The sequence below is a fragment of the Daejeonella lutea genome, assembly GCF_900168015.1.
GTDB lineage: Bacteria > Bacteroidota > Bacteroidia > Sphingobacteriales > Sphingobacteriaceae > Daejeonella > Daejeonella lutea.
In genome coordinates this window covers 811963-837368 of the sequence record NZ_FUYR01000002.1, presented here as the reverse complement: position 1 = coordinate 837368, position 25406 = coordinate 811963, and the positions used below count along the sequence as shown (strand labels likewise).

22 protein-coding genes are annotated in these 25406 nt (G+C 42.1%); 14 read left to right on the top strand and 8 right to left on the bottom strand.

Going from position 1 to position 25406, the window contains the following annotated elements; all coding sequences use genetic code 11:
* Positions 1 to 19 precede the first annotated feature (19 nt).
* From B5X60_RS18665 to B5X60_RS12815, 3 genes are all read left to right on the top strand, one after another.
* Positions 20 to 415 carry an HYC_CC_PP family protein gene (locus tag B5X60_RS18665; RefSeq protein ID WP_079703082.1) on the top strand — a complete coding sequence of 132 codons (396 nt, stop codon included), beginning with the start codon at positions 20 to 22 and terminating at the stop codon, positions 413 to 415.
* A gap of 66 nt (positions 416 to 481) precedes the next feature.
* Positions 482 to 1003 carry a heavy-metal-associated domain-containing protein gene (locus tag B5X60_RS12820; protein ID WP_079703081.1) on the top strand — a complete coding sequence of 174 codons (522 nt, stop codon included), beginning with the start codon at positions 482 to 484 and terminating at the stop codon, positions 1001 to 1003.
* A gap of 1 nt (position 1004) precedes the next feature.
* Positions 1005 to 1859, top strand: coding sequence for a hypothetical protein (locus B5X60_RS12815; protein WP_139377467.1), 855 nt, complete (start codon positions 1005 to 1007; stop codon positions 1857 to 1859).
* Positions 1860 to 1882: 23 nt separating this feature from the next.
* Here the strand turns inward: B5X60_RS12815 and B5X60_RS12810 are convergent, their stop codons facing one another.
* Genes B5X60_RS12810 through B5X60_RS12800 form a run of 3 tightly spaced genes read right to left on the bottom strand, consistent with a single transcriptional unit; the run spans position 1883 to position 4976 of the window.
* Complete coding sequence (locus tag B5X60_RS12810) at positions 1883 to 2416, bottom strand: YfiT family bacillithiol transferase (protein ID WP_221406245.1); 534 nt, start codon at positions 2414 to 2416, stop codon at positions 1883 to 1885.
* Positions 2417 to 2420: 4 nt separating this feature from the next.
* Positions 2421 to 3236, bottom strand: a complete 816-nt coding sequence (locus B5X60_RS12805) for a maleylpyruvate isomerase family mycothiol-dependent enzyme (protein ID WP_079703079.1) — start codon at positions 3234 to 3236, stop codon at positions 2421 to 2423.
* A 45-nt stretch (positions 3237 to 3281) separates the two neighbouring features.
* On the bottom strand, positions 3282 to 4976 hold the full coding sequence (locus B5X60_RS12800) for an amidase (RefSeq protein WP_079703078.1): 1695 nt from the start codon (positions 4974 to 4976) through the stop codon (positions 3282 to 3284).
* A gap of 51 nt (positions 4977 to 5027) precedes the next feature.
* Between B5X60_RS12800 and B5X60_RS12795 the strand changes: the two genes are divergently transcribed.
* Positions 5028 to 6281 (top strand): FAD-dependent oxidoreductase, encoded by a 1254-nt coding sequence (locus tag B5X60_RS12795; protein WP_079703077.1) that lies wholly within the window; start codon positions 5028 to 5030, stop codon positions 6279 to 6281.
* 45 nt (positions 6282 to 6326) lie between these two features.
* Positions 6327 to 6863: a DinB family protein gene (locus B5X60_RS12790; protein ID WP_170878448.1), complete on the top strand. Its 537-nt coding sequence runs from the start codon at positions 6327 to 6329 to the stop codon at positions 6861 to 6863.
* Positions 6864 to 6894: 31 nt separating this feature from the next.
* Here the strand turns inward: B5X60_RS12790 and B5X60_RS12785 are convergent, their stop codons facing one another.
* A complete protein-coding gene (locus B5X60_RS12785; RefSeq protein ID WP_079703075.1) occupies positions 6895 to 7632 on the bottom strand; it encodes an EcsC family protein in 738 nt (245 codons plus the stop codon).
* Between the two features lie 190 nt (positions 7633 to 7822).
* On the opposite strand from B5X60_RS12785, the gene B5X60_RS12780 reads away from it, so the two are divergent.
* The 6 genes from B5X60_RS12780 to B5X60_RS12755 all read left to right on the top strand — a co-directional run bounded on the left by B5X60_RS12780 (position 7823) and on the right by B5X60_RS12755 (position 18210).
* Complete coding sequence (locus B5X60_RS12780) at positions 7823 to 10516, top strand: M14 family metallopeptidase (RefSeq protein WP_079703074.1); 2694 nt, start codon at positions 7823 to 7825, stop codon at positions 10514 to 10516.
* Positions 10506 to 11030: a hypothetical protein gene (locus B5X60_RS12775; protein WP_079703073.1), complete on the top strand. Its 525-nt coding sequence runs from the start codon at positions 10506 to 10508 to the stop codon at positions 11028 to 11030. The genes B5X60_RS12780 and B5X60_RS12775 overlap by 11 nt, the downstream gene beginning before the upstream one ends.
* A gap of 14 nt (positions 11031 to 11044) precedes the next feature.
* Positions 11045 to 13411 carry a S9 family peptidase gene (locus B5X60_RS12770; RefSeq protein WP_079703072.1) on the top strand — a complete coding sequence of 789 codons (2367 nt, stop codon included), beginning with the start codon at positions 11045 to 11047 and terminating at the stop codon, positions 13409 to 13411.
* Between the two features lie 347 nt (positions 13412 to 13758).
* On the top strand, positions 13759 to 16209 hold the full coding sequence (locus B5X60_RS12765) for a PIG-L family deacetylase (protein WP_079703071.1): 2451 nt from the start codon (positions 13759 to 13761) through the stop codon (positions 16207 to 16209).
* A 3-nt stretch (positions 16210 to 16212) separates the two neighbouring features.
* Positions 16213 to 16398 (top strand): hypothetical protein, encoded by a 186-nt coding sequence (locus B5X60_RS12760; protein WP_079703070.1) that lies wholly within the window; start codon positions 16213 to 16215, stop codon positions 16396 to 16398.
* A 108-nt stretch (positions 16399 to 16506) separates the two neighbouring features.
* Complete coding sequence (locus tag B5X60_RS12755; protein WP_079703069.1) at positions 16507 to 18210, top strand: sodium:solute symporter; 1704 nt, start codon at positions 16507 to 16509, stop codon at positions 18208 to 18210.
* A 295-nt stretch (positions 18211 to 18505) separates the two neighbouring features.
* Here the strand turns inward: B5X60_RS12755 and B5X60_RS12750 are convergent, their stop codons facing one another.
* The 3 genes from B5X60_RS12750 to B5X60_RS12740 are packed head-to-tail and all read right to left on the bottom strand — an operon-like array spanning position 18506 to position 20623.
* Positions 18506 to 18928, bottom strand: coding sequence for a hotdog fold thioesterase (locus B5X60_RS12750; RefSeq protein WP_079703068.1), 423 nt, complete (start codon positions 18926 to 18928; stop codon positions 18506 to 18508).
* The gene (locus B5X60_RS12745; RefSeq protein ID WP_079703067.1) at positions 18925 to 19431 is read right to left on the bottom strand and encodes a DinB family protein; all 507 of its coding nucleotides are present in this window, start codon (positions 19429 to 19431) and stop codon (positions 18925 to 18927) included. The genes B5X60_RS12750 and B5X60_RS12745 overlap by 4 nt, the downstream gene beginning before the upstream one ends.
* Complete coding sequence (locus tag B5X60_RS12740) at positions 19412 to 20623, bottom strand: sensor histidine kinase (protein ID WP_079703066.1); 1212 nt, start codon at positions 20621 to 20623, stop codon at positions 19412 to 19414. The genes B5X60_RS12745 and B5X60_RS12740 overlap by 20 nt, the downstream gene beginning before the upstream one ends.
* A gap of 68 nt (positions 20624 to 20691) precedes the next feature.
* On the opposite strand from B5X60_RS12740, the gene gltX reads away from it, so the two are divergent.
* From gltX to ypfJ, 3 genes are all read left to right on the top strand, one after another.
* Positions 20692 to 22224, top strand: a complete 1533-nt coding sequence (gene gltX / locus B5X60_RS12735) for a glutamate--tRNA ligase (RefSeq protein ID WP_079703065.1) — start codon at positions 20692 to 20694, stop codon at positions 22222 to 22224.
* A 105-nt stretch (positions 22225 to 22329) separates the two neighbouring features.
* On the top strand, positions 22330 to 24024 hold the full coding sequence (locus B5X60_RS12730; RefSeq protein WP_079703064.1) for an amidohydrolase: 1695 nt from the start codon (positions 22330 to 22332) through the stop codon (positions 24022 to 24024).
* Between the two features lie 76 nt (positions 24025 to 24100).
* The gene (gene ypfJ, locus B5X60_RS12725) at positions 24101 to 24952 is read left to right on the top strand and encodes a KPN_02809 family neutral zinc metallopeptidase (RefSeq protein ID WP_079703063.1); all 852 of its coding nucleotides are present in this window, start codon (positions 24101 to 24103) and stop codon (positions 24950 to 24952) included.
* A 68-nt stretch (positions 24953 to 25020) separates the two neighbouring features.
* Here ypfJ and crcB read toward each other — a convergent pair whose 3' ends face one another.
* A complete protein-coding gene (gene crcB, locus B5X60_RS12720; protein ID WP_079703062.1) occupies positions 25021 to 25395 on the bottom strand; it encodes a fluoride efflux transporter CrcB in 375 nt (124 codons plus the stop codon).
* Positions 25396 to 25406: the final 11 nt, after the last annotated feature.

Sequence of the window (25406 nt, the reverse complement as noted above, 5' to 3'; positions counted from 1 at the left end):
ATTTTCCGTAAATTTGCATATGTTCAAACGGATTGCAGTCTTATCCTTACTCCTGTTGTACCTTTGTACCACTGTTGGATTTGCTATGAGCCTGCATTTCTGCGGTACAAAGATTTCTAACATCCGCATAAATCAAAGTGCTAAGAAGCCTTGTTGTTCTAATGAAAATGAGGCTAAGCCGGATAAATGCTGTAAAGACAAGCATCTCAAAATAAAAGTCTCGGATCAGCAGCAAACTATTCAATCAGCAAAAGTTCCTGCGGCTAGCAATGTTGATCTTTTCCTTCTTCCTGCCGAAGATACGTTTCCACTTGACCGGACCGCTTCCAGGCATTTTTCGCGATCAGTGTTTCGCGGACCACCCCCCACGTCAGGAATTTCACTAAACCTTCGTTATTGTAACTTCCGAATTTGATCTTATTGAATTTTTAGCACAAGCCTGATTAACAGGATAATTCGTTCAATTCAATTAAGAAAATTCATGAAAAGATATATTATATATGCTGTTACAGCGATTTTATCGTTCGCAACTAGCGCAAATGCACAATTCATTAAGGCAGATGTACAAGTAAGTGGTTTAACATGCTCCATGTGCCAGCTTGCAACCGAAAAGGCCTTGAAAACCCTCGACTTTGTTAGTGACATTAAGCCTGATCTAAACAAAAACGTTTATATCCTCACCTTTAAAAAAGACAAGAATGTAAACCTTGATCAGATAAAAAGCAAAGTTAAAGGAGCTGGCTTTTCGGTAAGTAAACTTGTTGCAACTGTTAACTTCAATGATGTTAAAGTAAGCAATAATACGCAGTACAAATTTCTCGGAAATACTTTACATTTTGTGAATGTACCTTCCAGGAATCTCAACGGAACAACCCGGATCACTCTTCTCGACAAAGGTTTTATTCCGGACAACACATTTAAAAAGAACACTGTGGAGATTAAAGCTCCAGGCTATAAAACGGGGCAAGTCGGTGGTGTTAGGGTTTATCACGTTACCATTTAAGGTGAAAAAGTTCCTTTTGTTTTTATGTGTTATTTCAATGCTAAGTGAAGGATTGACGGCACAGGAGCTTTACGTGTCTACCGAACCCGCGAGTAATATGCCTAAAAATTCCATCGGCCTGCGCTTAACTTCAGAGGTGATGCCAGGATCAGATTTAGGCTTTAGACTGGTTCCCGAAGTGATGGTAGGCATTACGAAAAATCTTATGGGGCATGCGATACTGTATATTTCCGACATCCATCAAAAAAAACAAAAGGTTGAGGGTTTTGGGGTTTACGGCAAGTACAGGTTTCTGTCCATTGACAGCCTGCAGCGGCATTTCAGAATGGCTGCTTACGGTCGATATTCATCAATCAATAATCCAACCTACACCCTGACGGATTTTTCCCCGAATTCCAGTTCGTACTCCTTTCAGGCTATCGACGAAATCAACCTGGAAGGCGACAATAGCGGAGTGCAGGGAGGACTTGTCGCCACCCAGTTAATCCATAAATTAGCGCTTTCTGCGTCGGTAAATTATAATCGTGCATTCAATAACCGCGGCGGTAATGAACTATTAGCCGGACAGGCAACCGAAGCACTTGGTTACACGTTTTCCACTGGTTATTTAACATATCCTAAAGTTTATACCAGTTATGAGCAACCAAACATTAATGTTTACATGGAATTTCTGGGTAAAACCAATCTTGTTGATTCAAAAAGTTTCCTGGAGGCCGCTCCGGCACTTCAAGTGATTCTGAACAGCAGAACAAGAATTGATGTTTCAAAACGTATCGAGATCTATGGGAATATGGCCAGGATGACAAAAAATATGTGGCTATTCCGGATAGAACACAACTTATTTAATGTCTTCTAGTTAAAAATGGTAGGCTGTCAGGCCTACCATTTTTTTCTGTCCTTTGTGCTCGTGATATGTGCAAGGTGATGGTCGCCATGCCATGCATACATACACACAACTTCTTTTAGCTTTGATTCCTTCTTATTTACGGGATGATAATAAGTCCGTTCAAGATCCTCGGCACTTAGTGAGCTGAGGAAACTTACCCATCTTCCATGCAGCGAATCAAGCAAATTTAGTGACAAATTTATGTCTCCGTGCATCGCTTCTTCACATTCAGCCCATTTAACTTCATCATAAGGTTTAATGGTTGGACTTTGTTCAGTTAGGGCAAGTTTACAACGTACGTACGCATTGATGTGGCTATCAGGTATATGGTGAATAACCTGACGAATGGTCCACCCTCCTTCACGGTATGGAGTATCGAGCTGAGCATCTGTTAAGCCTTTTACAGCCTCACGCAGTTTACCCGGCAAAGAACTTATTCTTTCGATAGCATTCGCAAGTTCGCCGACATCGTTAGTATACACAAATTTTCCATTGGGGTATTTTAATTGTTCCATAATATTCTTCATAGCATCAAACCATAAATGCTGTCATTTTTAGCGCATGAAAACCGAGTTCATAATCACCAATTATTTGCCAATACTGCTCGGCTTCATAAATATCCAGTCCTTTTGAAAGTAGCATCCAGGCTATATTTTGATCAATGAAGACCTGATTTCGAGAATCTGAATCAGTGCCCAAAAATTTCCATGAATTATTATTTCTTACGATTGACCATATTCCACCTGCATCCCCCACTACCCTGATCGTGACAACAGTTCCCTCAGGGGCGCTTTTTGTTCTATAATGAAAGGGGAGAGCGAGCATACTAATGTTAAGGAAGGGGTTGTATAATTCATGATCCAATATTGACTTTGCTCCGACAGCTAGTCGAATTTGCTGTTGATGATGCCATCGTTCTGTATACTCCCGGCATACATCAAACCAATTTTGAGATTCATCCTCTCCTGCCCAGGAGACAGGAAAAAGTGCAGGTGCTTTAAGATCAAGCGTTTTTAAGTAGTCGTAAAACTGATCTTGTGCAACTGACATTTGACTAACAAGAACTTGCGGACTTACCCTCTTATATGCTTCCACCCATTCAGCATTAAGCGTATTTAAAAAATTCAAAAGATCCTGGTAGGACAAAATTTCCGGAGCATGCCCAAAATAATCATCACGCCCTGATGACACACGGCGAAGAGCTGTGTCTAACAGGTGCGCGGCAATATCTTTTACAGTCCATTTTTTACATATAGTAGGACTGTTCCATTGGGCCGGCGACAAATCTTCCATGAGTTCAATCAAAGAACCATTAAGTTTCGGGAAAAGGTGCAATACTTCTATCATGGAAAGCTATACGCAGTTTATCAAAGTTTACGTTCGCGATCAAAATTAAAAATTGAGTTCGGGATGTTTGTCGTTAAACCCGGTTGCAATCTGATATGCTCTTGCGATTTGCAACAGCTTCCCTTCACCAAAAAGCTGACCCGTGAACGTAATACTTCCTGGAAGCCCGTTTCTGAAGCCATTGGGAAGCACAACACAAGGATGACCGCTGAGGTTTGTAACCCTTAGATTCAATCCAAAAGCTGGGGCGATAAAGGCATCAAAATCCTTCATTTTTTGATTAAGCTGCTCGATCAGTAAGGTTCTTGCCCGGTTAGCTTGTATATATTCAACCGCAGGAATAAATCTCGACGCACGTAGAGCATTCGGCCGGGCACCTTTATTTTGATTGACCATCATATCTTCCCGGTTTGTCAGAGTCAGTTCATCAAAGGCAGCGCCAGCTTCGGCAGATAAGGCAATACTCATTTCAACATATGGAAGAGCAGGCATTTCAAATGGTACGAGTATAGCGCCCAGCTCCGTTAATTTCACCAGTGTCAAACTGTCGTTCAGTGAGTTAGCACTTTTCCTTGAAAACTCAGATTTGATATATCCGATACGAACCCCCTTGAGCGTCCCTGAACCTCCCGACGAATAATTAAATGGAGCAGGGATCACACTCAGATCTTTTCCATCGGGCCCATGTATCGTCTTAAAGACTATGGCACAATCTTCAACATTGCGCGCGATTGGTCCAAGTTTGTCCATGCTCCAGCTTAAAGCCATTGCTCCATATTTGCTTATTCTGCCGAAAGTCGGACGCAAGCCGGTCGTGCCACACTCCGCCGAAGGCGAAACAATAGATCCATAGGTCTCTGATCCTATCGCGAAAGGGAGGCATCCTGCAGCTACAGCAGAAGCAGATCCCGCTGAAGAGCCGCTGGAACCACGTTTTATATCCCAAGGATTTTTTGTCTTTCCCCCAAACCAAACATCCCCCTGAGCCAATTCACCTAATGTCATTTTTGCGATCAGTACTGCCCCTGCTTTTTCAAGAAATGTAATAACCGTCGCATCCGTCTCGATTGTCTGATCTTTGTATGGAACTGATCCCCACGTTGTTTTATAATCCTTCGTGGCGAGCAAATCTTTTGCGCCAAAGGGTATACCGTGAAGAACGCCCCGGTACTTTCCTGCAGCAATCTCTGCGTCAACTTTGCGGGCTTGGGTCATGGCCCGCATTTCAGTGATTGTAATGGTGTGCTCAAGAATAGGATCGTATTTTCTCAAGCGGTCAATAAAGAACTGTGTTAATTCAACGGACGAGATTTGTTTCGTGCGAATCAAATGTGCTAGCTGCGGAATTGTTTTGTAAGCGAGTTCGTCATTTTTACCTTCTAATTTAAAGGTAGAAGGAACAGCGGTTTTGAAACCGCTTATTTTATCCGGAAATTCATATCCTGCCGGGAGGGGATTGAAATTCAAGGCAGGTGCTACTGCATTAGGCATTTTCAGCTTTCGCAGCTCACCGTAATTCTTTCGGCGGGTTTCAAGGGTTTCAAGCATTGAATCTGCCTCGGCATCCGTAAATTCGAGACCAATGATTTTCTGAGCATTTTTGACCATAGCAATGGTGATTTTTTGCTCATCGACTTGGCGACTAATAAATCCTCCAAGGAAAAAACTAGATACACATGACAAACCGATAATACTATTTCTTAGCCTATTAAGTTTGATATAGTTGCGTTTCTTGTTCATGTATTAAACTTAATAAAAGAAACAGTAAATTAACACGCTATAAATAACGAGATGTTCAAATATTTTTTTTCAATAATGATTTTGGCTGTTCTCAGCCACACACTTCCTGCTCAAACAATCAAGACAGGAGTTTTGGTGATAGGCAATACCGCACCCGGCTTTGCAGCATCGATACAATCCGCGCGTTCGGGGGCTAAAACTGCATTTTTAACTCAATCAAGTGCGATCAGCCCTGAACTGACGAGTGAAGATCTATTATACCTGGAAAAAGTTCACAACCATTACCAAGGAAAAAATAAAAAGAAACCCGGGGCGAAAGATAGTGTTGCAGCATTTGATCTCAACATGAAAAAAGATCAATATGGCAAAATGATTAAAGGCATCAGCGACACTACAAAAAATTTGACGGTTATTTTGAATAGCCCGCTGGAAAAGATAGAAAAGGACGGTAAGGGTTGGGAAATCAGATTAAAAAACGGACAGAAAATTAAGACGGATGTTGTTGTTGATGCAACTGAAAATCTTTTCATAGCGTCTATACTGCGAATTGATGCAAATAAAACCATGCTTAATCCTGTTGCAGACCCCTTTAACACCAAGTTGTATCGCAGTACCGTAGCAACAGCATATACAGGAACGGCCAACTCCAAAACAATTTTGCCTGTTTCGATGGGAGCATTTCTGCCCGCCGGAGTTGAAAATTTTATTATCATTCCTAAAAGCACGGCCGGATTCAGGCCTGTGAACATGTCGGTTGGTCAAGCGGCGGGAACTATCGCTTCTTATTGTGCATTTTTCAAGACCACCACAAAGAATATTAATGTGAGAGCAGTCCAGACTGAGTTGCTAACTTTTGATGCGCACCTAATTCCTTTGTCAGATATACAGCCAGACGATCCGAATTTTCAAGCTTTCCAGCGGATGGCACTTAGCGGACTATTAAAGCCTGCTATAACAAAAGTAGGTGAACATAATGTGATAAAGTTCGATACTGCCGGCACTTTTTCATCAGAACAATTGCGGGCTCCTATGAGAGAATTCTACTCGAGAAGCCAGTTGTGGTTTGCTGATAACAAGAAAGATGTTATGACAATTGAAGATGCTATTAGTCTTTTTATGTTCACCGCTACCCGGGGTAACGAACTGTCGAAAGAAATTGAAGAGGGGTGGAAGGAGAGCTTTAAGTTCGAAAGTAAGTTCGATTTAAAAAGGCCAATAACGAGAAAAGAATTTGCCATTCTTGCCGACCAATACCTGCTTCCATTTAAAACCAGGGTTGATTTTGCCGGAAATCTCCTTAGCTAAACACCTGATGATTTTAATCGAAATCGAACTGTAATTATGAAGAGCATGAGATATATATTATGTATTTGCGGAGCAATTATATTTAGCAGTTCGCTTTTTGGACAGGGTATGACGGATGAAATGATCAAGGGACATATGATCGCAGACTGGGAACGGGCAAAAGTTTATACCAAAGAATATCTGGATGCTATGCCGGAAGAAGGAATGGGCTTCAAACCAACGCCGGATGTGAGAAGTTTTTCTGAACAAATGCTGCATATGTCCCAGGGCACAATAGGACTAATTGTTAGTGGCACTGGTGCTACGCCAATATTTCAAGGAAAAGCTCTTGAGAAAATGGATGAATTAAAGACAAAATCTGCATTGACTCAGGTGGTAATGCAGGCCTACGATTTTGCCATCGAATCCATCAAAAATCTTGATGCCTCAAGACTTAGCAATATTGTCCGACGTGGAAATTATGATGCTACCCAATATGGCTGGCTCAATAAAGCTTTTGAGCATCAAACTCATCACCGGGCACAGGCAACTATTTATCTGAGGTTAAAAGGGATCAAACCTCCCAATGAGAAATTATTTTAAAGCTTAGGCAAGGCGATAAATTTTTGCCGAATTAGTGCTTTACTATCCTTAATGAACTAATTTTTCTCATCCTATAGCAGTTGATCGCCGTTTCGCCCAGTTTATTGATCAATTTATAGTTGACAATTGCACCAACAGCGGCTCCGATAACAGGAATCAACTGAGCCATCTTTGCGAGATCGATGTAATCTCTGTATTCCTGCTGAAAAGTTCGCCAATCAAATTCATCCACGTCGTCCGGCAGGGTACGCTGATAGTACTCCCAGTTTTCCATTTGCTTAAAAACTTCGTTTCGACCCTGCTGACTTGAAAACGCTAGTTGAAAAACATGGAGAATGTAAAGTCTCTCCTTATAATTTTTCACATCGTGACCGTAAATCGAGGCGATATCAAACAGGAGCTTAACTTTAATCCCGATGAGAAGCGGGAAATCAGCGAGTCCAAGAAGTATTCCGCCTGCTCCCGTCACTGCGCCTTCCGCCGAAGCGGCTTTTCTGTAAAATTCTATACGTTCCCTGACCAATGCCTCCCTGAGCTGTAAAGAACTATCTTTCCGGGGCTCTTTGGTTGTGTGTTTTGCACCAAAAAGCACTGCCTTCACCATTTTTTCAATTGCTACGGTAATTGCGTGATGAACCCTCTCAGGAATCCATTTATTGATCCTGTTTTGGAGACTTTTTGCAGCATAATTAAACAAGGATGGCTTTTTCCTGATTTTCAGCTTCCAAATTTCAAGATCGCGATAGGCTTGCTGTTCGTAAGGGGTCATGGTGGATTAACAGATATATTGTGGTTTTGTGATGAAGTTAGTAAAATCGAGTAAAGAACACGGAACAAAGGCTGACACGTACAATGATAGTTACCAGAGTCATTCATAATGAGCAATTACCCGTTCTTTGCTCCGTGCGCTTTGTTCTCACTCATTTCTATCTTATCTTGCATCCAACTAACCTATAGCTATGCTTAAATTTTACTCTTTTATCGCGTGTTTATTCCTTATAAACAGCGTGTACTCACAAGTTTCACCTAAAGAACATTTCGGATTTGATATTGGTGATGATTATCAGCTGACTACAAACACACAGACTGAGGCGTATTTCAAAAAACTCGCCGCAAGTGATCGCGTTGATTTGGTAGAAATTGGCAAGACCGAAGAAGGAAGATCACAGTATATGCTGATCATTTCCTCTCCTGAAAACTTAAAAAAACTAGCACGGTATAAAGAGATTTCTCAAAAACTAGCTCATGCAGAAGGACTGAGCGAACAGGAGGCAAAAGCGCTGTCGGATGAGGGCAAGGCCGTGGTTTGGATCGATGGCGGATTGCATGCCACTGAAACCTTAGGAATTCATCAGCTCATCGAAACTGCGTGGCAATTGACAAACAGAACCGATGCCGAAACAATGCGAATTCTAGAAAATACAATTATTTTAATGACACACGCTAATCCGGACGGACATGAGCTTGTTAGCAATTGGTATTTAAGGGAGAAGGAACCTGCAAAACGAAGTCTGCAGGGACTTCCTCGTTTGTATGAAAAATATGCTGGTCACGATAATAACCGTGACTTCTTTATGCTTAACCTCAAAGAAAGCCAGAATATCGCGAATCAATTATTTATTGAATGGTTGCCACAGATCATGTACAACCACCATCAGGCTGGCCCTCCCGGATCAATAGTGGCTGGGGCGCCGTACCGCGATCCGTTTAACTATGTTTTCGATCCTATTATCATGACAAGCATTGATGCGCTGGGTGCAGCTATGAACAACAGACTCAATGCTGAAAACAAACCCGGTTACACGCAAAAATATGGTTCTGTTTATTCAACTTGGTATAATGGCGGATTACGGACAACTACATATTTCCATAATATTATCGGACTTCTCACGGAAACTGTTGGCGGCCCAACTCCCTCGGAAATTCCATTAGTCCCCTACCGTCTGATACCAAACGGAGGAACAACTTTCCCAGTAACGCCTCAAAAATGGCATTTCCGACAGTCAATTGATTATTCCGTGTCCATGAATTATGCCGTATTAAACTATGCACAACGATATCGGGATGAACTGCTGTTCAATATCTATCGTATGGGAAAAAATTCCATAGATCGTGGCAGCAAGGATTATTGGGCTCTGTCTCCAAGTAAAATCGATGCGATTAATCTTGCGTACCAGAAAGAATCCAAAATGGCACGTACCCCAACGCAGTTGCCAACCAGATATTACGACAGCGTCATGCTTGATAAAAAAAACCGTGACCCCCGGGGATATATAATCTCTGCAAATCAAGATGATTTTCCAACAGCCATTAAGTTTGTGAATGCTTTGATAAGGACAGGTGTGCTTGTTCACAGAGCGACTGATAATTTTACGGTTGCAGGCAAGAATTATCCTAAAGGTTCATATGTGATTAAAACTGCCCAGGCATTCAGGCCTCATGTTATTGATATGTTTGAACCGCAGGATCACCCTAACGATTTTAAATACGAAGGCGGTCCGCCTGTAGCCCCATATGATGCTGCAGGCTGGACACTCGCTTATTTAATGAATGTTAGATTTGATCGCATCCTGGATGATTTTCAGGGCCCGTTCCAGCGTTTACCTTATGGCGAACTACAAAAGCTTGAAATAAAGCTCCTGGCCGCTGCCAATGGATATTTTATAAATGGCCAGTCTAATAATGCTTTCAAAGCTGTGAACGAGCTGCTGAATGCAGGACAGATTGTTTCACGAATTAACAGCGGATCAGAAGCGGGCGATTTCTACATACCATCCACTGAAAAGAGCAAAGTTATCCTTAAAAGTCAAATTGCGAGTCCGGGTCTGGAAGTAAGAAGTGCTTCAGCAACACCCCGAAATACGACAAAGATTTCAGGCCTTCGTATTGCATTATGGGATACGTACGGTGGCTCTATGTCGGCCGGATGGGTAAGATTTCTGATGGAGCAATATAATTTCAAAGCTTCGATCTTATATCCTCAGGAGATCGACGCCGGTGATCTAAATTCTAAATATGATGTAATAATTTTCGTCACTGGAGCAATTCCGGCTTATAACCCCCAGCTTGTTAGTACGGCTGGGTCTGTGCCAAATTTGGAGAATATTCCTGAAGAATATAAAAAGCAAACTGGTCGTATAACTGCCGACAAATCCATACCACAAATTAAGAAATTCATGGAGAATGGCGGTAAAATCGTCACCATTGGTAGCAGCACTAACATTGCCTACCACCTTGGCTTGCCGGTTAAGAATCATTTGGTTGAAATTGGCACGAACGGTAAGGATATAAGATTGGCTCCTGAAAAGTATTATGTGCCTGGCAGCGTATTAAAAGTCAAAGTTGATAATTCTCAGCCAGCAGCCTGGGGTATGCCTGAACAGGCTGATGTTTATTTTGATAACAGCCCGGTTTTCCGCGTCCAAACTGACGCAATAACGAAAGGCACGATCAAACCTCTTATGTGGTTTTCTGAAGCTAAATCGCTACGCAGCGGTTGGGCATGGGGACAAGAATATTTACAGGATGGCGTGACCGCCTTCGAAGCACCTATCGGCAGAGGCAAGTTGTATGCCTTTGGTCCGGAAATTACTTTCAGGGCTCAAACTCATGGAACTTTTAAATTGCTTTTTAACCAGCTTTATGGCAATTAAATATTTAACAATTATTTTGCTGCTTCTAGGCACGAATAGCCTGGCTCAGGCAAATAAAACGTTTTTCAATGAACTTAAATCCAGGAAAGGAAAAACGTTTCATGGCAGGGTTATTTACATGCCCGATACTGTCACAAAAAACGATTTCTGGGGCAAAAACCTACAGTTTACAGTATCTAAAGTAAACAACGAGATAAGAATGCCATTTATAGTCGGCGAAAACAGATCGCGCACGTGGGTCTTACGCAAGACGCCTGACGGACTGGAATTAAAACACGATCACCGACATGAAGATGGGAAGCCAGATACTATAACTAATTATGGAGGGACGGCCGACAAAATCCTGAGCAGTGACCTAACCCAGTACTTTCCGGCTGATAAATTTACTGCGGCGCTTATCCCGGCCGCTGCTGGCAATCGTTGGACCCTTCAATTTAGTGCCGACAAGAAAAAATTTTTTTATATCCTCGAAAGAGATAATATCCTTCGTTTCAAAGCAGAATTTAGTTTATAACCATAAATAAGATTATGAAAAGACTCTTAGTTGTTTTTTTCCTGTTAAGTAGTGCTGCTGTTTTCGCTCAGCAATTGGGACCGTTAACAGTGGACAAAATCATGCGTGACCCTAAATGGATGGGTGTTGCACCTACTAACATCCAATGGGATGAAAACAGCAAGACCATTTACTTCAATTGGAATCCCCAAAAGATGGAGAATGATGGTCTTTTCCAGATATCTACACTGAAAAAAAATCCCGAGAAAGTTGGAGACGACATTCGCAGAAACCTGGAGCGGGGTACTCTTACGTACTCACGCGACCGTTCGAAAATCCTGTTCGAACGAAACGGAGACATTGTTGTAAAAAACATCCTAAATGGACTAGAAACCGCACTAGTTACAACAGTTGAACGTGAAGCTAATGCAGCCTTCAGTAAAGACGAAAGCAAAGTAATTTTCCAGCGCGGAGATAACCTCTATAGCGTAGGGATTGACAAGGGCAACTTCATACAGTTAAGCAACTTCACCCGGACCAGAAGCCGACCAGCAGCGCCAGTGACTAAACAGGACGAGTGGCTTAGAAAAGATCAGCTTAACGAGTTTGATATAATTAAGAAAAAAGATGCTGATCGGAACAATGCCGAGAAAAAAAGTAAAGAGGACGCCGTGAAACGCCCGAAAGAATTTTATCTGGATGAACGCAGTACAGTCAATTCGATTAGAATAAGTCCTGATGAAAGGTATATCGTCTTCAGAGTTTCTAAAAATCCGGAGGGGAACAAAAATATTATCGTTCCAAACTATGTTACGGCCTCCGGCTACACCGAGGATATCAATGGAAGAACAAAAGTGGGAAATACGCTTCCAACTTTTGAGAGCTATGTTTATGATATTACAAGGGATTCCATTTACCTGATCTCCACAAAAGAGATACCCGGCATCAAAGATCTGCCTGATTATGTAAAAGATTATCCTGAGCAGCTTGCAGAGCGCACCAAAAAAAATGAAGACAGGAAAGTGTCTATATCAGGCCCATTCTGGAATTCGGACGGATCAAACGCGGTAGTAACGGTTACTTCCTTGGATAACAAAGATCGATGGATCATGAAACTTGATCCTGGTAGTGGTAGGTTGTCTCTATTAGACCGTCAGCGCGATGAAGCTTGGATTGGCGGCCCGGGCATCAATTCGTTTAATGGTGGTAGCCTCGGCTGGATCGACAATAATACCTTCTATTTTCAGAGCGAAGCAAGTGGCTATTCTCACCTATACACTGTCAATGTTAACACAAATCTAAAAAAGCAATTAACTGCAGGTAAATTTGAAGTCCAAACTCTACGACTATCGAATGATAAGAAAAGTTTTTATTTTACAGGTAATATAGAACATCCGGGTATCACGCATCTTTATCGAATACCCGTAGCTGGTGGTGAACCGGTTAAAATAACTTCTATGAGAGGGGGAAATGAAGTCTCCATCTCTCCTGACGAGAAGTGGCTGGCAATCCGCTACTCTTATGCGAATAAACCCTGGGAACTATTCCTCCAGGAAAATAAGCCCGGCGCAAAGGCTGAACAGATTACAAACTCCTTAAGCGAGGAATTTAAATCTTATCCGTGGAAAGATCCTGAATTGGTATCGTTCAAAAACCGTTTCGGTTCTGATGTATATGCCAGAATTTATAAGCCGCAGAAAGCTGATCCATCCAAGCCAGCAGTTCTGTTTGTACATGGAGCAGGATATCTTCAAAATGTTCACTATTGGTGGAGCCAGTATTTCCGGGAATATATGTTCAATAATTTACTGTCGGATATGGGCTACACAGTTATTGATGTTGATTATACCGGCAGTTCCGGCTATGGTAGGGACCACCGAACTGGGATTTATCGTCATATGGGTGGCAAAGATCTGAGTGATCATGTCGATGCTGTTAAGCTATTGGTTGAAAAGTACGGGGTAAATCCTGCAAATGTTGGATTATATGGCGGATCTTATGGAGGATTTATAACCTTGATGGGTTTATTTACCGAACCCGAGGTATTTAAGTCCGGCGCAGGCCTAAGATCTGTCACAGACTGGGCACATTATAACCATGGTTATACATCCAATATATTAAATGAACCGTACACTGATGAAAAATCCTACAAAAAAAGTTCCCCGATTTATTTCGCCGAAGGCTTAAAAGGGAATCTTCTTATGGCACATGGAATGGTTGATGTAAATGTAAATTTTCAGGACATTGTCAGATTATCGCAAAGACTCATTGAGCTAAAAAAAGACAATTGGGAACTCGCGGTTTATCCAGTTGAAGATCATGCGTTCACCGAACCGTCAAGCTGGACCGACGAATACAAACGTATATTAAAACTGTTTGAAACCACTTTAAAGACTAAATAACGTTAGTTTTTGAGGAGAAAGTAGGTGGGTTCCACCGAAAAAAAATGTGGAAAACTTATTTGAGATAAATAATGAAATTTTGTATTTTTATAACATAAAGGTTAATCAGCCTTGAAGCTAATTTATTTTACTCATCGTATAACGCATTTCAGACATGCAGTGATTGTACTCTGACTGGCGGATAAAAGCTTTAAGGATTTACAAGTTTTTAATTGTAATTTTTGGGGAAACGGTCAGATACCAAATATCTGACCGTTTTTTATTTGACTTTTATACAGGTAAATTTTTTGTGTCATCTGATATTGGAATTGTTTTTTAAGTACATTCGATTGTTATCCTGAGCAATTATGAACTTTCGTCAGACAACACTTTATTGCTTCCTATTAATTCCACTTCTCACTTCAGCTCAAACTTCACTTCAGCAAAATTCTGCTGAAATAAAACTTGGCATTAAGAAGTTGAACACTGTTGGTTCGGCACTTTACCTGGCTGCACACCCAGATGATGAAAATACAAGGTTGCTATCATACCTGGCCAAAGAAAAAAAGTTCAGAACCGGATATCTGTCTCTCACACGTGGAGATGGTGGTCAAAACCTCATAGGGAATGAACAATCAGAATTACTTGGCCTGATTCGTACACAAGAGCTATTGGCTGCACGGCGAACCGATGGCGCCGAACAGTTTTTCACCCGGGCAATTGATTTTGGTTTCTCCAAAAACCCCCAGGAAACATTCAAAATCTGGGATAAAGAATTAATTCTTAAGGACGCAGTGTGGGTAATCCGCAAATTTCGCCCCGACATAATCATTACTCGATTTCCTGAGGATGCCAGGGCCGGGCATGGCCAGCACTCCGCATCTGCGATTATTGCCAGGGAAGCATTTTCAGCTGCTGCGGATCCGAAACGATTCCCCGAACAGCTTAAACAAGTAGAGGTTTGGCAGGCGAAACGTATTGTATGGAACACAGCTAACTTTGGGGGTAACAATACCACTTCCGAGGATCAACTGAAACTAGATATTGGGATATTTAATCCTCTTTTAGGGAAAGACTACGGCGAAATCGCAGCCGAAAGCAGAACAAATCATAAAAGCCAGGGGTTTGGGAGTGCACGGCAGCGCGGTGAAGGAATCGAATATTTTGCTCCCGTAGCTGGCCAACCTGCAAGAATCGACCTTTTCGAGGATATAATCTCAGATTGGAAACGGGTAGAGGGTGGGGAAAGAATAGGAGAACTGATTAACATGGCTGAACACGATTTTAATATCGATAATCCGGCCGCATCAGTGCCTAATCTTGTAAGTATTCTAACGGCGCTGGAGAAACTAAAAGATACTCACTGGAGAACTCAAAAAGTTCAGGATGTGAAGGAATTGATCGCATCTGCAGCGGGGTTATGGTTTGAGAGCTGCTCATCGCAACCAATCCAGTCGCAAAATTCCATTGTTAACATTACATCTCAAATCCTGGTTCAGACAGACACCCCTATCCAACTTAAATCTGGAAATCCTGGAGACTCTTATACGCTTCTTAAAAAGGGCATAATTAAAAACATCAAGAGTGGGTCGGGTAAGGAAGGCACAACCAACCCCTACTGGTTAGCAGAAGAACATCCTCTCGGGATGTATACTATCCCCGACGAAGCGCTAATCGGATATCCTGAGAATCCGCCATTATTGCAAACTACTTTTACCTTTAATATTAATGGCAAAGACATCACCTATACCAGGCCAGTTGTCTACAAATATACTGATCAGGTAAGAGGGGAAATATATCAGCCTTTGGTAATTGCTCCGCCTGTTACTGCAACAATTACGGAAAAGGCATTCGTGTTTACCGGCAATGCTTCAAAAACAATTCAGGTGCAGTTAAAGGCGTTCAACACAAGCCCTACAAGAGGTACAGTCGTTCCAAAAGTCCCTCCAGGTTGGGATGTAAAACCCGCACAAATAAACTTCGACTTCATTTCCAGTGCCGAAGAAAAAACAATTCAATTTACAATTACCCCATTAGGGCGGATCGAAAGTGGTACACTTAGCCTAAGTGTAAATATTGGAACACAAATTTTTAACAGAGGGTATAAGGTTATTTCTTATGACCATATCCCACTCCAAACCATCTTCCCTCTAGCGGAGGCACGTGTTGAACGAATAGATCTCATTACAGGGGGTAAACGGATAGGATATATTGCCGGAGCAGGAGACCTTATCCCTGAAGCCCTTGAACAAATCGGTTATCAGGTGACAATACTTTCTGAAAACCAGATTCTGACCAGCAAATTGTCCGAGTATGACGCAATAATTGCTGGTGTACGGCTATATAATATCAACGACCATTTAAATATCATCCAGCCTAAGCTGATGGAATATGTTGATAATGGCGGAACGTTTGTCGTACAATATAACGTTAACAACCCCTTAAAAATCCAAAATATCGGCCCATACCCTTTCCGACTTTCGCGGGATCGGGTGACTGATGAAAATGCTCAAATTACATTGCTTGATAAAGAGCACGATGTATTGAATTATCCAAACAGAATCACCGAAAAAGATTTCGAAGGCTGGATTCAGGAAAGGGGGCTTTATTTTACATCGGACGCTGACCCAAAATATAGCCGAATTTTATCGACGAATGATCCAGGGGAGAAACCTAATGATGGCGCACTGATCGTAGCGGATTACGGAAAGGGGAGATTTGTCTATACATCTCTTGCATTTTTCAGGGAATTACCTGCCGGAATACCCGGTGCATATAGATTATTTGTAAATTTGATCACAAAAAACAAGACGAAGTAAATTATGGAAAATCATAAAGCTGAAAAAAGTTACAGTTCATATTATCTTATCCCAGCTGTGATCTGCGGTGTTTTAACGGGATGGCTAGTTACCGGTTCTGTTGGCTACACGATTCTTGGGGCTATTCTGGGGCTTCTTACAGCAGGTTTCTGGATGAATGTAGTTGTAAATAGAGGTGAAGAAGCCTGATCAGGAACTTCCTCCCTTTGCTAAAACCTGGAACCAGTTCTACTATCTGCTGGTAGTTTGGCTGGTTCTTCTTATTTCTTTTTTTTACTTCTTTACGAAAATTTTTGAATGAGTGGGCTTGATTGGGTAGTCCTCTTCACAACCCTCCTTATAATTGTCATTTACGGCGTTTATAAGAGCAGGGGCACCGACAATATGGACGGCTTTTTACTTGGAAATAAATCTTTTCCATGGTATTACGTCACTTTATCGGTAATGGCTACCCAGGCTAGTGCCATCACTTTTCTATCTGCTCCGGGGCTAGCTTTCTCGTCAGGGATGGCTTTTGTCCAGTTCTATTTCGGCTTGCCGCTTGCCATGATCGTGCTGTGTATTACATTTGTTCCGATTTTTCACCGGCTAAATATCTACACAGCCTACGAGTTTTTAGAATCTCGCTTCGATTTGAAAACGAGAGCTTTAACGGCATTTCTATTTCTGATACAGAGAGGTTTGTCCACGGGTATTTCAATTTATGCAGCATCTATCATCCTATCTACTGTACTTAATATTAATACTACATTCACCACCATTTTCATTGGAAGTGTTGTGATCCTTTATACGGTTTACGGAGGTACTAAGGCTGTATCCTACACGCAGCTATTACAGATGAGTGTTATCTTCTCTGGATTATTTATCGCTGGAGTTGTTGTCGTAAAACTTCTCCCCGAAACAGTTGGATTTGGAAAAGCCCTGCAAATTGCCGGAAAAATGGGCCGCACAAACGCTATAGATTTTACCTTTGACTGGAACAACCAATACACTGTTTGGAGCGGCTTAATCGGAGGATTTTTTCTTCAGTTGTCGTACTTCGGAACTGACCAAAGCCAAGTTGGCCGGTATTTGACAGGGTCATCAATTGGTCAAAGCAGGCTTGGGCTTCTGATGAATGGACTTGTTAAAATTCCAATGCAATTTCTTATCCTGCTTATAGGAGTACTGGTATTCGCTTTTTACCAATACCATCAGCCTCCAATTTTCTTTAACAGATACGAGTTGAGCAAGCTGGAGAAAAGTCAGTATGCCCCCGAGCTCACCCGAATAAAATCTGATTACACTGAAGCATTCAAAAATAAGCAGATCGAAGTTGACCGACTTGAAGCGGCACTTGACGCTAATGATGAAAAAGCAATAAATTCACAAAGGGTACTACTGCAGGCCGCAGACGAAAGAACCAAAGCCATTCGCAAGGAGGCTATGGACTTAATGATTAAAAACGATCCAAATGCCGATACGAACGACAACAATTATGTTTTTTTAAGTTTCGTAACCAAATATCTTCCGCAAGGTTTGATTGGTTTGCTGATAGCAATTGTTTTCCTGGCATCTATGGGCTCAACTGCCGGAGCATTAAACTCACTCGCTTCAACCACTGTAATTGATATTTATAAACGACTAATTAATACCGGGGACAGCGATGAGCAATACCTGTCAGTTTCCCGATGGTCAACTATTATTTGGGGAATATTTTGTCTCTTGATGGCGCTATATGCAAGTAAAATGGGAAACCTAATCGAAGCGGTGAATATCCTCGGTTCCCTTTTCTATGGTACGATCCTCGGCATATTCGTTGTGGCATTTTATCTCAAGAAGATTGGAGGTTCCGCAACATTTTGGGCAGCCATCATTACCGAAGTGATCGTTTTTGCCTGTTGGAAAGCTAATATAATGGCGTTCTTATGGTTAAATGTAGTTGGATGCCTTTTGGTTATGATCATTGCCCAGATCATTCAATTGGTCAATGGTAATCGTCCTAAAGTGCTGAGCACTTAAAATAAGAAACCCCCGCTTTTATGCGGGGGCTCCAACCTAAACCTTATCACAACGAACCCCTGTGGGGTTCTAATTAATAAACCAACAGAGATAAAAAAAGTTCTAAATATTTTTTAACTTTTTGGAATTCATAGTTTTCCAATAATATCCATCCAAAAGTAACAACCCGAGCAAAACATCTCCAATAAGAAAGCTCTCATAAGGGTTTTATCTGTCAATTCCGGATAAATTAAGTTTGGTTAGTACACTTTTGCTACTTGTGACCCGCAGGTCGTGTCCGGGCTATATTCATTTATCAAGGTCTGGGCACAATTGCTACGGTCAGCCTGCTTATACAATTCATCTTTCCCTTATCGTTGTAAATTTTAATATCCCACACATGGGTCTTACCTCCAATATGAATTGATTTACATACTCCTGTGACATATCCCGATTTTACAGGGCGAAGATGATTGGCATTCACTTCAAGTCCGACTCCAATATATTTTTCCCAATCAATAACCATACTGGAAGCGACACTGCCAAGAGTTTCAGCTAGCACAACAGAAGCACCCCCATGCAGTATCCCATACGGCTGATGTGTGCGTTCATTAACTGGCATTCTAGCCGTCACGAAATCTTCACCGATTTCCATAAACTCAATTCCCAGTAGGGCGCCAATATGATTTGTAGGCCTGCCATTTATTTCCGCTACATCATACTCCCTGAACCAGATCATAAGTATCGTTCTTCAATAATATTTCTGTGGTGATTCAAATGACCCGCCAAAATGTAGATCAAAGCAAGCACACTTATCGGCGATCCATTTGCACTGCTTACTCGGCCAATCTCATCTTCGTTTAACGATTTAACCAAATACATATTAGCCTTCCTAACAATTGCAAATTCATCAGCAAGACTATCTAATGTTCGATCGGCAAAACGAGCGTTCAATACATAGTCATCTTCTTCAAAACCCGGTAACGGAGTTTGATCATTTCTCGCAATCGTTAACAGCCGATAAGCCATAATACGTTCCGTATCGATAATATGCCCTACAAGTTCTTTAATAGTCCATTTCCCCTCAGCATATGCATATGAAGCTTTGTCTTGGGTAAGACCTTTTAAAAACGTTGTAAAAGAGTTGGCCTGGTGTTCAAGCTCAGCAATTACGTTGTCGCTAACGGTATCGATGTATTTTCCATAAAATGCTGCATATTCGTCAGCTCTCGGTCGCTTCATAGGTCATATTACTTTTTAAAACAATGCGAAATGTGGTTCCTTTTCCAATTTCTGAATCCTTAACAAAAATGTGTCCTTTATGATAGTTTTCAACTATTCTCTTGGTTAACGACAAACCAAGCCCCCAGCCGCGCTTGCGGGTGGTATACCCCGGCTGAAAAATTGTGTCAAATTTCAACCTTGGGATTCCCGAGCCAGTATCACATATATCGATAAATACCTGTTCTTTAACAAGGTTCTCCCGAATGTCTACTTTTATCATTCCAGGACCCTCAATTGCGTTAACAGCGTTCTTAAGAATATTCTCGATTACCCAGTCGAACAAGGGTACATTAATCAATGCCTCAACCTGATTGTCGCCGGCAAGGACGAATTCGATCTTATCAGTTACTCTCACGCGGTAATAGTTTATAAATTCTTCCACAACGTCATAAACAACGTGGTTGTGTAATATCGGCTTCGAGCCAATTTTTGAAAAACGGTCTGCAACGGTTTCCAAACGTTTCACGTCATTTTCCATTTCCATTATCAGTGGGTCGTCTTCGGAATTCACTCGTGTTCGAAGCAATTCAACCCAGGCCATTAAAGATGATATTGGAGTTCCAAGCTGGTGAGCGGTTTCTTTTGCCAGCCCCACCCAAACCTGGTCCTGCTCGGACTTTCTGGACGAACTGAAGACTCCATATGCAACAAGAAGAAATATCGCAATAACTGATAATTGTATATAAGGAAAGGCCTTTAATTGGGTAAGCAAGACTGAATCCTTATACCATACATACCACTTCCGAGAGTCCAACTCTAAGATTATCGGCTGCGGATGCTGATATTTCATCTTTTTGAGCTCCGAATCGAAATATTTTGGATCGTATTTCCTTTGAGCATCCTCCTTCAAATCTGTTTTGGTACTATCCAAGCCTCGCCAGGTAATGATGTTATCCGCTGAGTCTGCAACGATAGCCGGTACAGTCAAACTATCGCGCATGCTATATATAAATGTGATGTATTCATCATTTACATCGGGCATTGCAATAATATTTCTTGTACTTAAAGCCCAAAGTTGCGCTCTGGTCCGTTCAGCATCAGAAATTTTTCTCACGAGATAGTCGGTATACCAGAGCGAGGATCCTGCAATCACCACTGCAAAAGCGAGTAATATAAATTTCCACCGCCGTTTACGTTCGTAAGGATTCATAGGGAAGCAAATTACAAAAGGAAACGGAAAGTGTGATAGGATATTTTGGTAATCCCTATCTTTACCGCATGTCTGAGAATACCAAAAAAGTAAGAGTACGATTTGCTCCAAGTCCTACAGGTGGATTGCATCTTGGGGGTGTGAGAACTGTTTTGTTTAACTATTTATTTGCCCGACAACATAATGGAGATTTTGTTCTCAGAATTGAAGATACTGATCAGAATCGCTACGTAGAAGGTGCAGAACAATATATTATTGATTGCCTGAACTGGTGCGGCTTAAGTCCTGACGAAGGTCCGGTTAATGGCGGACCTTTTGCTCCCTACAGGCAGAGTGAACGTAAAGACAATTACAGGAAATATGCAGAGCAGTTAGTAAAAGATGGTTATGCCTATTATGCTTTTGACAGCACAGCAGAACTGGAGGAACAAAGACAGAAATTTCCAAACTTCCGATATGGGCACGAGAACAGGAGTCAGCTGCGGAATTCACTTAGCCTTTCAGAAGCTGAAACAGCGGATCTGATCAGCCAGGGAGTTCCCCATGTAGTTCGCATCAAAGTGTTACCTGGCGAGACCGTTCACTTCCATGACATGATCCGCGGCCATGTAAGCTTCGAAACCGATCTGGTTGATGACAAAGTTTTGCTCAAGGCAGATGGGATGCCAACCTATCATCTGGCAGTCGTTGTAGATGATTATCTTATGCAAATCAGCCACGCATTCCGTGGGGAAGAGTGGCTGCCTTCGGCACCAGTTCACATCCTTTTGTGGGAATATCTCGGGTGGAAGAAAGATATGCCTGAATGGGTGCATCTTCCCCTTATCCTTAAGCCGGATGGCAATGGAAAATTGAGTAAACGGGATGGAGACAGGCTGGGTTTCCCGGTATACGCAATGAATTGGACTGACCCCAAAACGGGCGAAATCACTAAGGGATTTCGAGAAATGGGATTTCTACCGCAAGCTTTTGTAAACATGCTTGCCTTACTCGGCTGGAATGATGGTACTGAGCAGGAGATCTTCAACCTTGACGAGCTTGTTGAGAAGTTCAGCATTGAAAGGGTAAGCAAGTCGGGTGCAAAGTTTGATATAGAAAAAGCCAAATGGTTCAGTCATGAATATATTAAGAATGCGGAGGTATCAGCTATTCGGTATCACATACAGGACGATCTGGAAAATCGTGGGGTAGTCGTAAAGAGTGAAGCATATCTAGATCAGGTGATCGGTTTAGTTAAGGATCGAATGACATATCTGCAGGATTTCTGGGAGCAGGCATCGTTTTTCTTCGAGGTACCGGGGCATTATGATCTCGATGCGGTAAAACCCAAATGGACAGAGGTAAAAACAGATTATTTCAATAAACTCATAGAAAACTATTCTGCATTCAGTGATGACCAGTGGAACCCTGCGGAGCTTGAAGTTTCATTCAAAGCCTTAGCTGAACAAAGTGGATTAAAAATTGGCGATGTAATGCTTCCATTCCGGATCATGCTCGTGGGCGGCAAATTTGGACCGGCAGTATTCGACATTGCATCTTCTCTTGGCAAAGTCGAAACCACCAGGCGAATCAAAAATGCCTTGATTGCTTTTGGTAGCTAAAATTGTTTAACAGGAAATCAAGAATAAAACGATAAAAATATAGTCCCCTTTTCGGTATTTTGTTTCTTAGTGCTTCTGCTTATATTTATTTGAAATAAGCATTAAATGGGAGCACTTAGCCAATTACAAAAAGCCGGTTTTTATTATCTGGTCCTTTCTATTTTCGTATTTTTTTCCTCAACGGGTTGCAAAAGTCCTGGTCAGTCGGTTGTGACCATGGGAGTTATTAACGCACACATCTGGACAGGCGACCCGGATCAGCCCTGGGCAGAGGCCATGGCAGTTCAGGGCGAAGAAATACTTCAAGTCGGAACAACAGCGGAAATAAAGAAATTATTTGGCGACAGTACCAAAGTTATTGATGCAGGTGGAAAGATGATCACCCCTGGATTCAACGATGCACATATTCACTTTATTGATGGTGGCTTTGGTCTTTCGTCGGTTCAACTTCGTGATGCCACAACCAAAGATGAATTCATCCGAAGGATTTCCAATTTTGCTAAAACCATACCGGCAGGGAACTGGATCATAGCAGGCGATTGGGATCATACACTTTGGGTTGGGGAACTTCCGAAAGCATCCTGGATTGATTCCGCAACACTGAATCATCCGGTGTTTGTTCAGCGGCTTGACGGACATATGGGTCTGGCAAATACCGCAGCAATGAAAATCTCGAATATTAGTGCGTCCACCAAAGACGTCGATGGGGGGACAATAACTCGCGAACCAAATGGAATGCCTGCAGGAATCTTTAAAGATAATGCGATGGCGCTTATATACAAAAATATCACGGAGCCCTCAGACGATCTTAAAGATCGGGCTCTCAACGCGGCGATGGATTATGTTGCAGAAAAGGGGGTAACTTCCATTCAGAATATGGGAACCTGGGGCGATCTGGAGGTTTTCAAACGTGCACATCAAAATAAAACCCTTAAAACCCGCGTATATGCGGCAGTACCTCTTTCAACGTGGAAGCAGCTAGCTGAGGAGGTTGATAAAAATGGACGCGGGGATAATTACCTGAAAATCGGGGGTTTGAAGGGTTTTGTTGATGGTTCCCTCGGGTCGCATACCGCAGCCTTTCAAAAAGCTTTCTCAGATACCCCGGCGGATAGCGGCTTCATGGTGACGACCACTGAAAAGCTCTATAGCTCAATATCATCTGCAGATAAAGCAGGTTTACAGCTTTTGATTCATTCTATTGGCGATAAAGCCATCCGTGAACTATTGGATATTTTTGAGCGCGTTGAAAAAGAAAACGGAAAAAAGGATCGTCGATTTCGCATTGAACACTTCCAGCATATTGCTCCGGTAGATTTCCCCCGAATTGCAAAATTAAATTTAGTGGCTAGCGTACAACCTTACCACGCAATCGATGATGGGCGCTGGGCAGAGAACTATATCGGACCTGAGCGGATTAAGACAACCTATGCATTTAAAAGTCTGTTAGATAACAAAGCAGTACTAGCATTCGGAAGCGACTGGTTCGTGGCTCCGCCGGCACCCTTGGAAGGAATTTACGCAGCCGTAACAAGGAGAACTATTGACGATAAAACTCCTGAGGGATGGGTGCCTGAGCAAAAGATAACAGTTGAACAGGCATTGAAAGCTTACACGTCCGGCGCTGCCTATGCTTCTTTTGACGAAGATAAAAAGGGCACTTTAAAGAAAGGTAAACTGGCTGATTTTGTAATTCTGGATGATGATATTACTAAAATTTCTCCTGAAAAGATCCGCGATGTAAAAGTTATTACCACTGTAGTAGGTGGTAAAATCACTTATCAAAGAGCCGGAAATTAAGGATAAACGCAAGTTTATTTTCAGGGTTAAAACAATGGTTGCTGCTCTGTGTTAAACCAAAACTAAATATATTCTTATGAGATGGTTAGGCAGACGCGGAAGCGGAAACATTGACGATCGCCGCGGCATGGGTGGCGGAGGTTTAGCCCTGGGTGGCGGCGGAATTCTGGTAGTGATATTAGGTTTGCTTTTTGGCCCTGAAGCGACACAGCTCTTAAGTCAGCTTCCGATAGGCGAGGCGACACAACAGGAAGGTAAAGTTGGCTCGCCCAGCGATGACGCGGGTAAGTTTGCAGACGTGGTATTAGCCGATACGGACGAGCTTTGGTCGGGAATTTTCAAAGAAAGAGGAAGTAATTATGAAGAACCAACTATCGTGCTTTTTGATAATTCTGTTTCGTCAGCCTGTGGATCAGCAAGTTCTGCTACAGGTCCTTTCTACTGCCCCACAGATCGGAAAGTGTATATCGATCTAACCTTTCAGGAAGAACTTAAAAACCGTTTCGGAGCAGGCGGTGATTTCCCAATGGCCTATGTTATAGCACATGAGGTCGGTCATCATGTTCAAAACTTACTGGGAACATCAGATAAGGTGCAAAGCATGCGTGGTCAGGTCAGCCAAGCGGAATATAACCGCCTGTCGGTTAAACTGGAACTACAGGCAGATTTTTATGCCGGAATCTATGCCAACTATATAAAAAACCTGCAGCAGGACGGCCAAAGTGTTTTGGAAGATGGAGATATTGAAGAAGCATTAACTGCAGCAAGCGCTATTGGTGATGACAGGCTTCAGAAACAATCTCAGGGTCATGTTGTGCCTGATTCATTTACACATGGCACATCGGCGCAGCGAATGAAATGGTTCAAAAAAGGATATGAAACAGGTGATGTAAGTCAGGGTGATACTTTCTCAAGTAGTGATCTCTAAAATTGATGGATCCATGGGCTGGATTCGACTTTAACAACATTATTTTTTGCCAAACACTACATCATTGTTTAGCGTGTAATTCCTCCGGCTAACATACCTGACCACGTTGCCAACAGGCCTATTATGATACTGACGGCTACATAGAGGAACGCTTCATGTGTGTGGCCACTCCTCATCAGCGTGATAGTTTCCAGCGAGAATGCAGAAAATGTAGTAAAACCACCTAGTATCCCGGTCATAAGGAATAATCTCCATTCATTCGAAATCCCTGACCGTTGTGCTAAACCGTAAACAATCCCAATCAGGAAACAGCCAATAATATTCACAGCTAGTGTTCCATAAGGAAAGTTGGGAAATGCTTTGGGTTGAATTAGCTGTGAAAGGAGGTACCGAGCAACACCTCCAATAAAGCTTCCAATACCAATGAATATTATTACCCGCATATCACCATGTA

Coding starts and splice junctions, on each gene's coding strand:
- crcB (WP_079703062.1), bottom strand. CDS start 25,395: ATGCGGGTAATAATATTCATTGGTATTGGAAGCTTTATTGGAGGTGTT.
- B5X60_RS12820 (WP_079703081.1), top strand. CDS start 482: ATGAAAAGATATATTATATATGCTGTTACAGCGATTTTATCGTTCGCA.
- B5X60_RS12785 (WP_079703075.1), bottom strand. CDS start 7,632: ATGACCCCTTACGAACAGCAAGCCTATCGCGATCTTGAAATTTGGAAG.
- B5X60_RS12780 (WP_079703074.1), top strand. CDS start 7,823: ATGCTTAAATTTTACTCTTTTATCGCGTGTTTATTCCTTATAAACAGC.
- B5X60_RS12745 (WP_079703067.1), bottom strand. CDS start 19,431: ATGAAGCGACCGAGAGCTGACGAATATGCAGCATTTTATGGAAAATAC.
- B5X60_RS12810 (WP_221406245.1), bottom strand. CDS start 2,416: ATGAAGAATATTATGGAACAATTAAAATACCCCAATGGAAAATTTGTG.
- B5X60_RS12765 (WP_079703071.1), top strand. CDS start 13,759: ATGAACTTTCGTCAGACAACACTTTATTGCTTCCTATTAATTCCACTT.
- B5X60_RS12775 (WP_079703073.1), top strand. CDS start 10,506: ATGGCAATTAAATATTTAACAATTATTTTGCTGCTTCTAGGCACGAAT.
- gltX (WP_079703065.1), top strand. CDS start 20,692: ATGTCTGAGAATACCAAAAAAGTAAGAGTACGATTTGCTCCAAGTCCT.
- B5X60_RS12750 (WP_079703068.1), bottom strand. CDS start 18,928: ATGATCTGGTTCAGGGAGTATGATGTAGCGGAAATAAATGGCAGGCCT.
- B5X60_RS12770 (WP_079703072.1), top strand. CDS start 11,045: ATGAAAAGACTCTTAGTTGTTTTTTTCCTGTTAAGTAGTGCTGCTGTT.
- B5X60_RS18665 (WP_079703082.1), top strand. CDS start 20: ATGTTCAAACGGATTGCAGTCTTATCCTTACTCCTGTTGTACCTTTGT.
- B5X60_RS12795 (WP_079703077.1), top strand. CDS start 5,028: ATGTTCAAATATTTTTTTTCAATAATGATTTTGGCTGTTCTCAGCCAC.
- B5X60_RS12730 (WP_079703064.1), top strand. CDS start 22,330: ATGGGAGCACTTAGCCAATTACAAAAAGCCGGTTTTTATTATCTGGTC.
- B5X60_RS12760 (WP_079703070.1), top strand. CDS start 16,213: ATGGAAAATCATAAAGCTGAAAAAAGTTACAGTTCATATTATCTTATC.
- B5X60_RS12740 (WP_079703066.1), bottom strand. CDS start 20,623: ATGAATCCTTACGAACGTAAACGGCGGTGGAAATTTATATTACTCGCT.
- B5X60_RS12790 (WP_170878448.1), top strand. CDS start 6,327: ATGAGATATATATTATGTATTTGCGGAGCAATTATATTTAGCAGTTCG.
- ypfJ (WP_079703063.1), top strand. CDS start 24,101: ATGAGATGGTTAGGCAGACGCGGAAGCGGAAACATTGACGATCGCCGC.
- B5X60_RS12805 (WP_079703079.1), bottom strand. CDS start 3,236: ATGATAGAAGTATTGCACCTTTTCCCGAAACTTAATGGTTCTTTGATT.
- B5X60_RS12755 (WP_079703069.1), top strand. CDS start 16,507: ATGAGTGGGCTTGATTGGGTAGTCCTCTTCACAACCCTCCTTATAATT.
- B5X60_RS12800 (WP_079703078.1), bottom strand. CDS start 4,976: ATGAACAAGAAACGCAACTATATCAAACTTAATAGGCTAAGAAATAGT.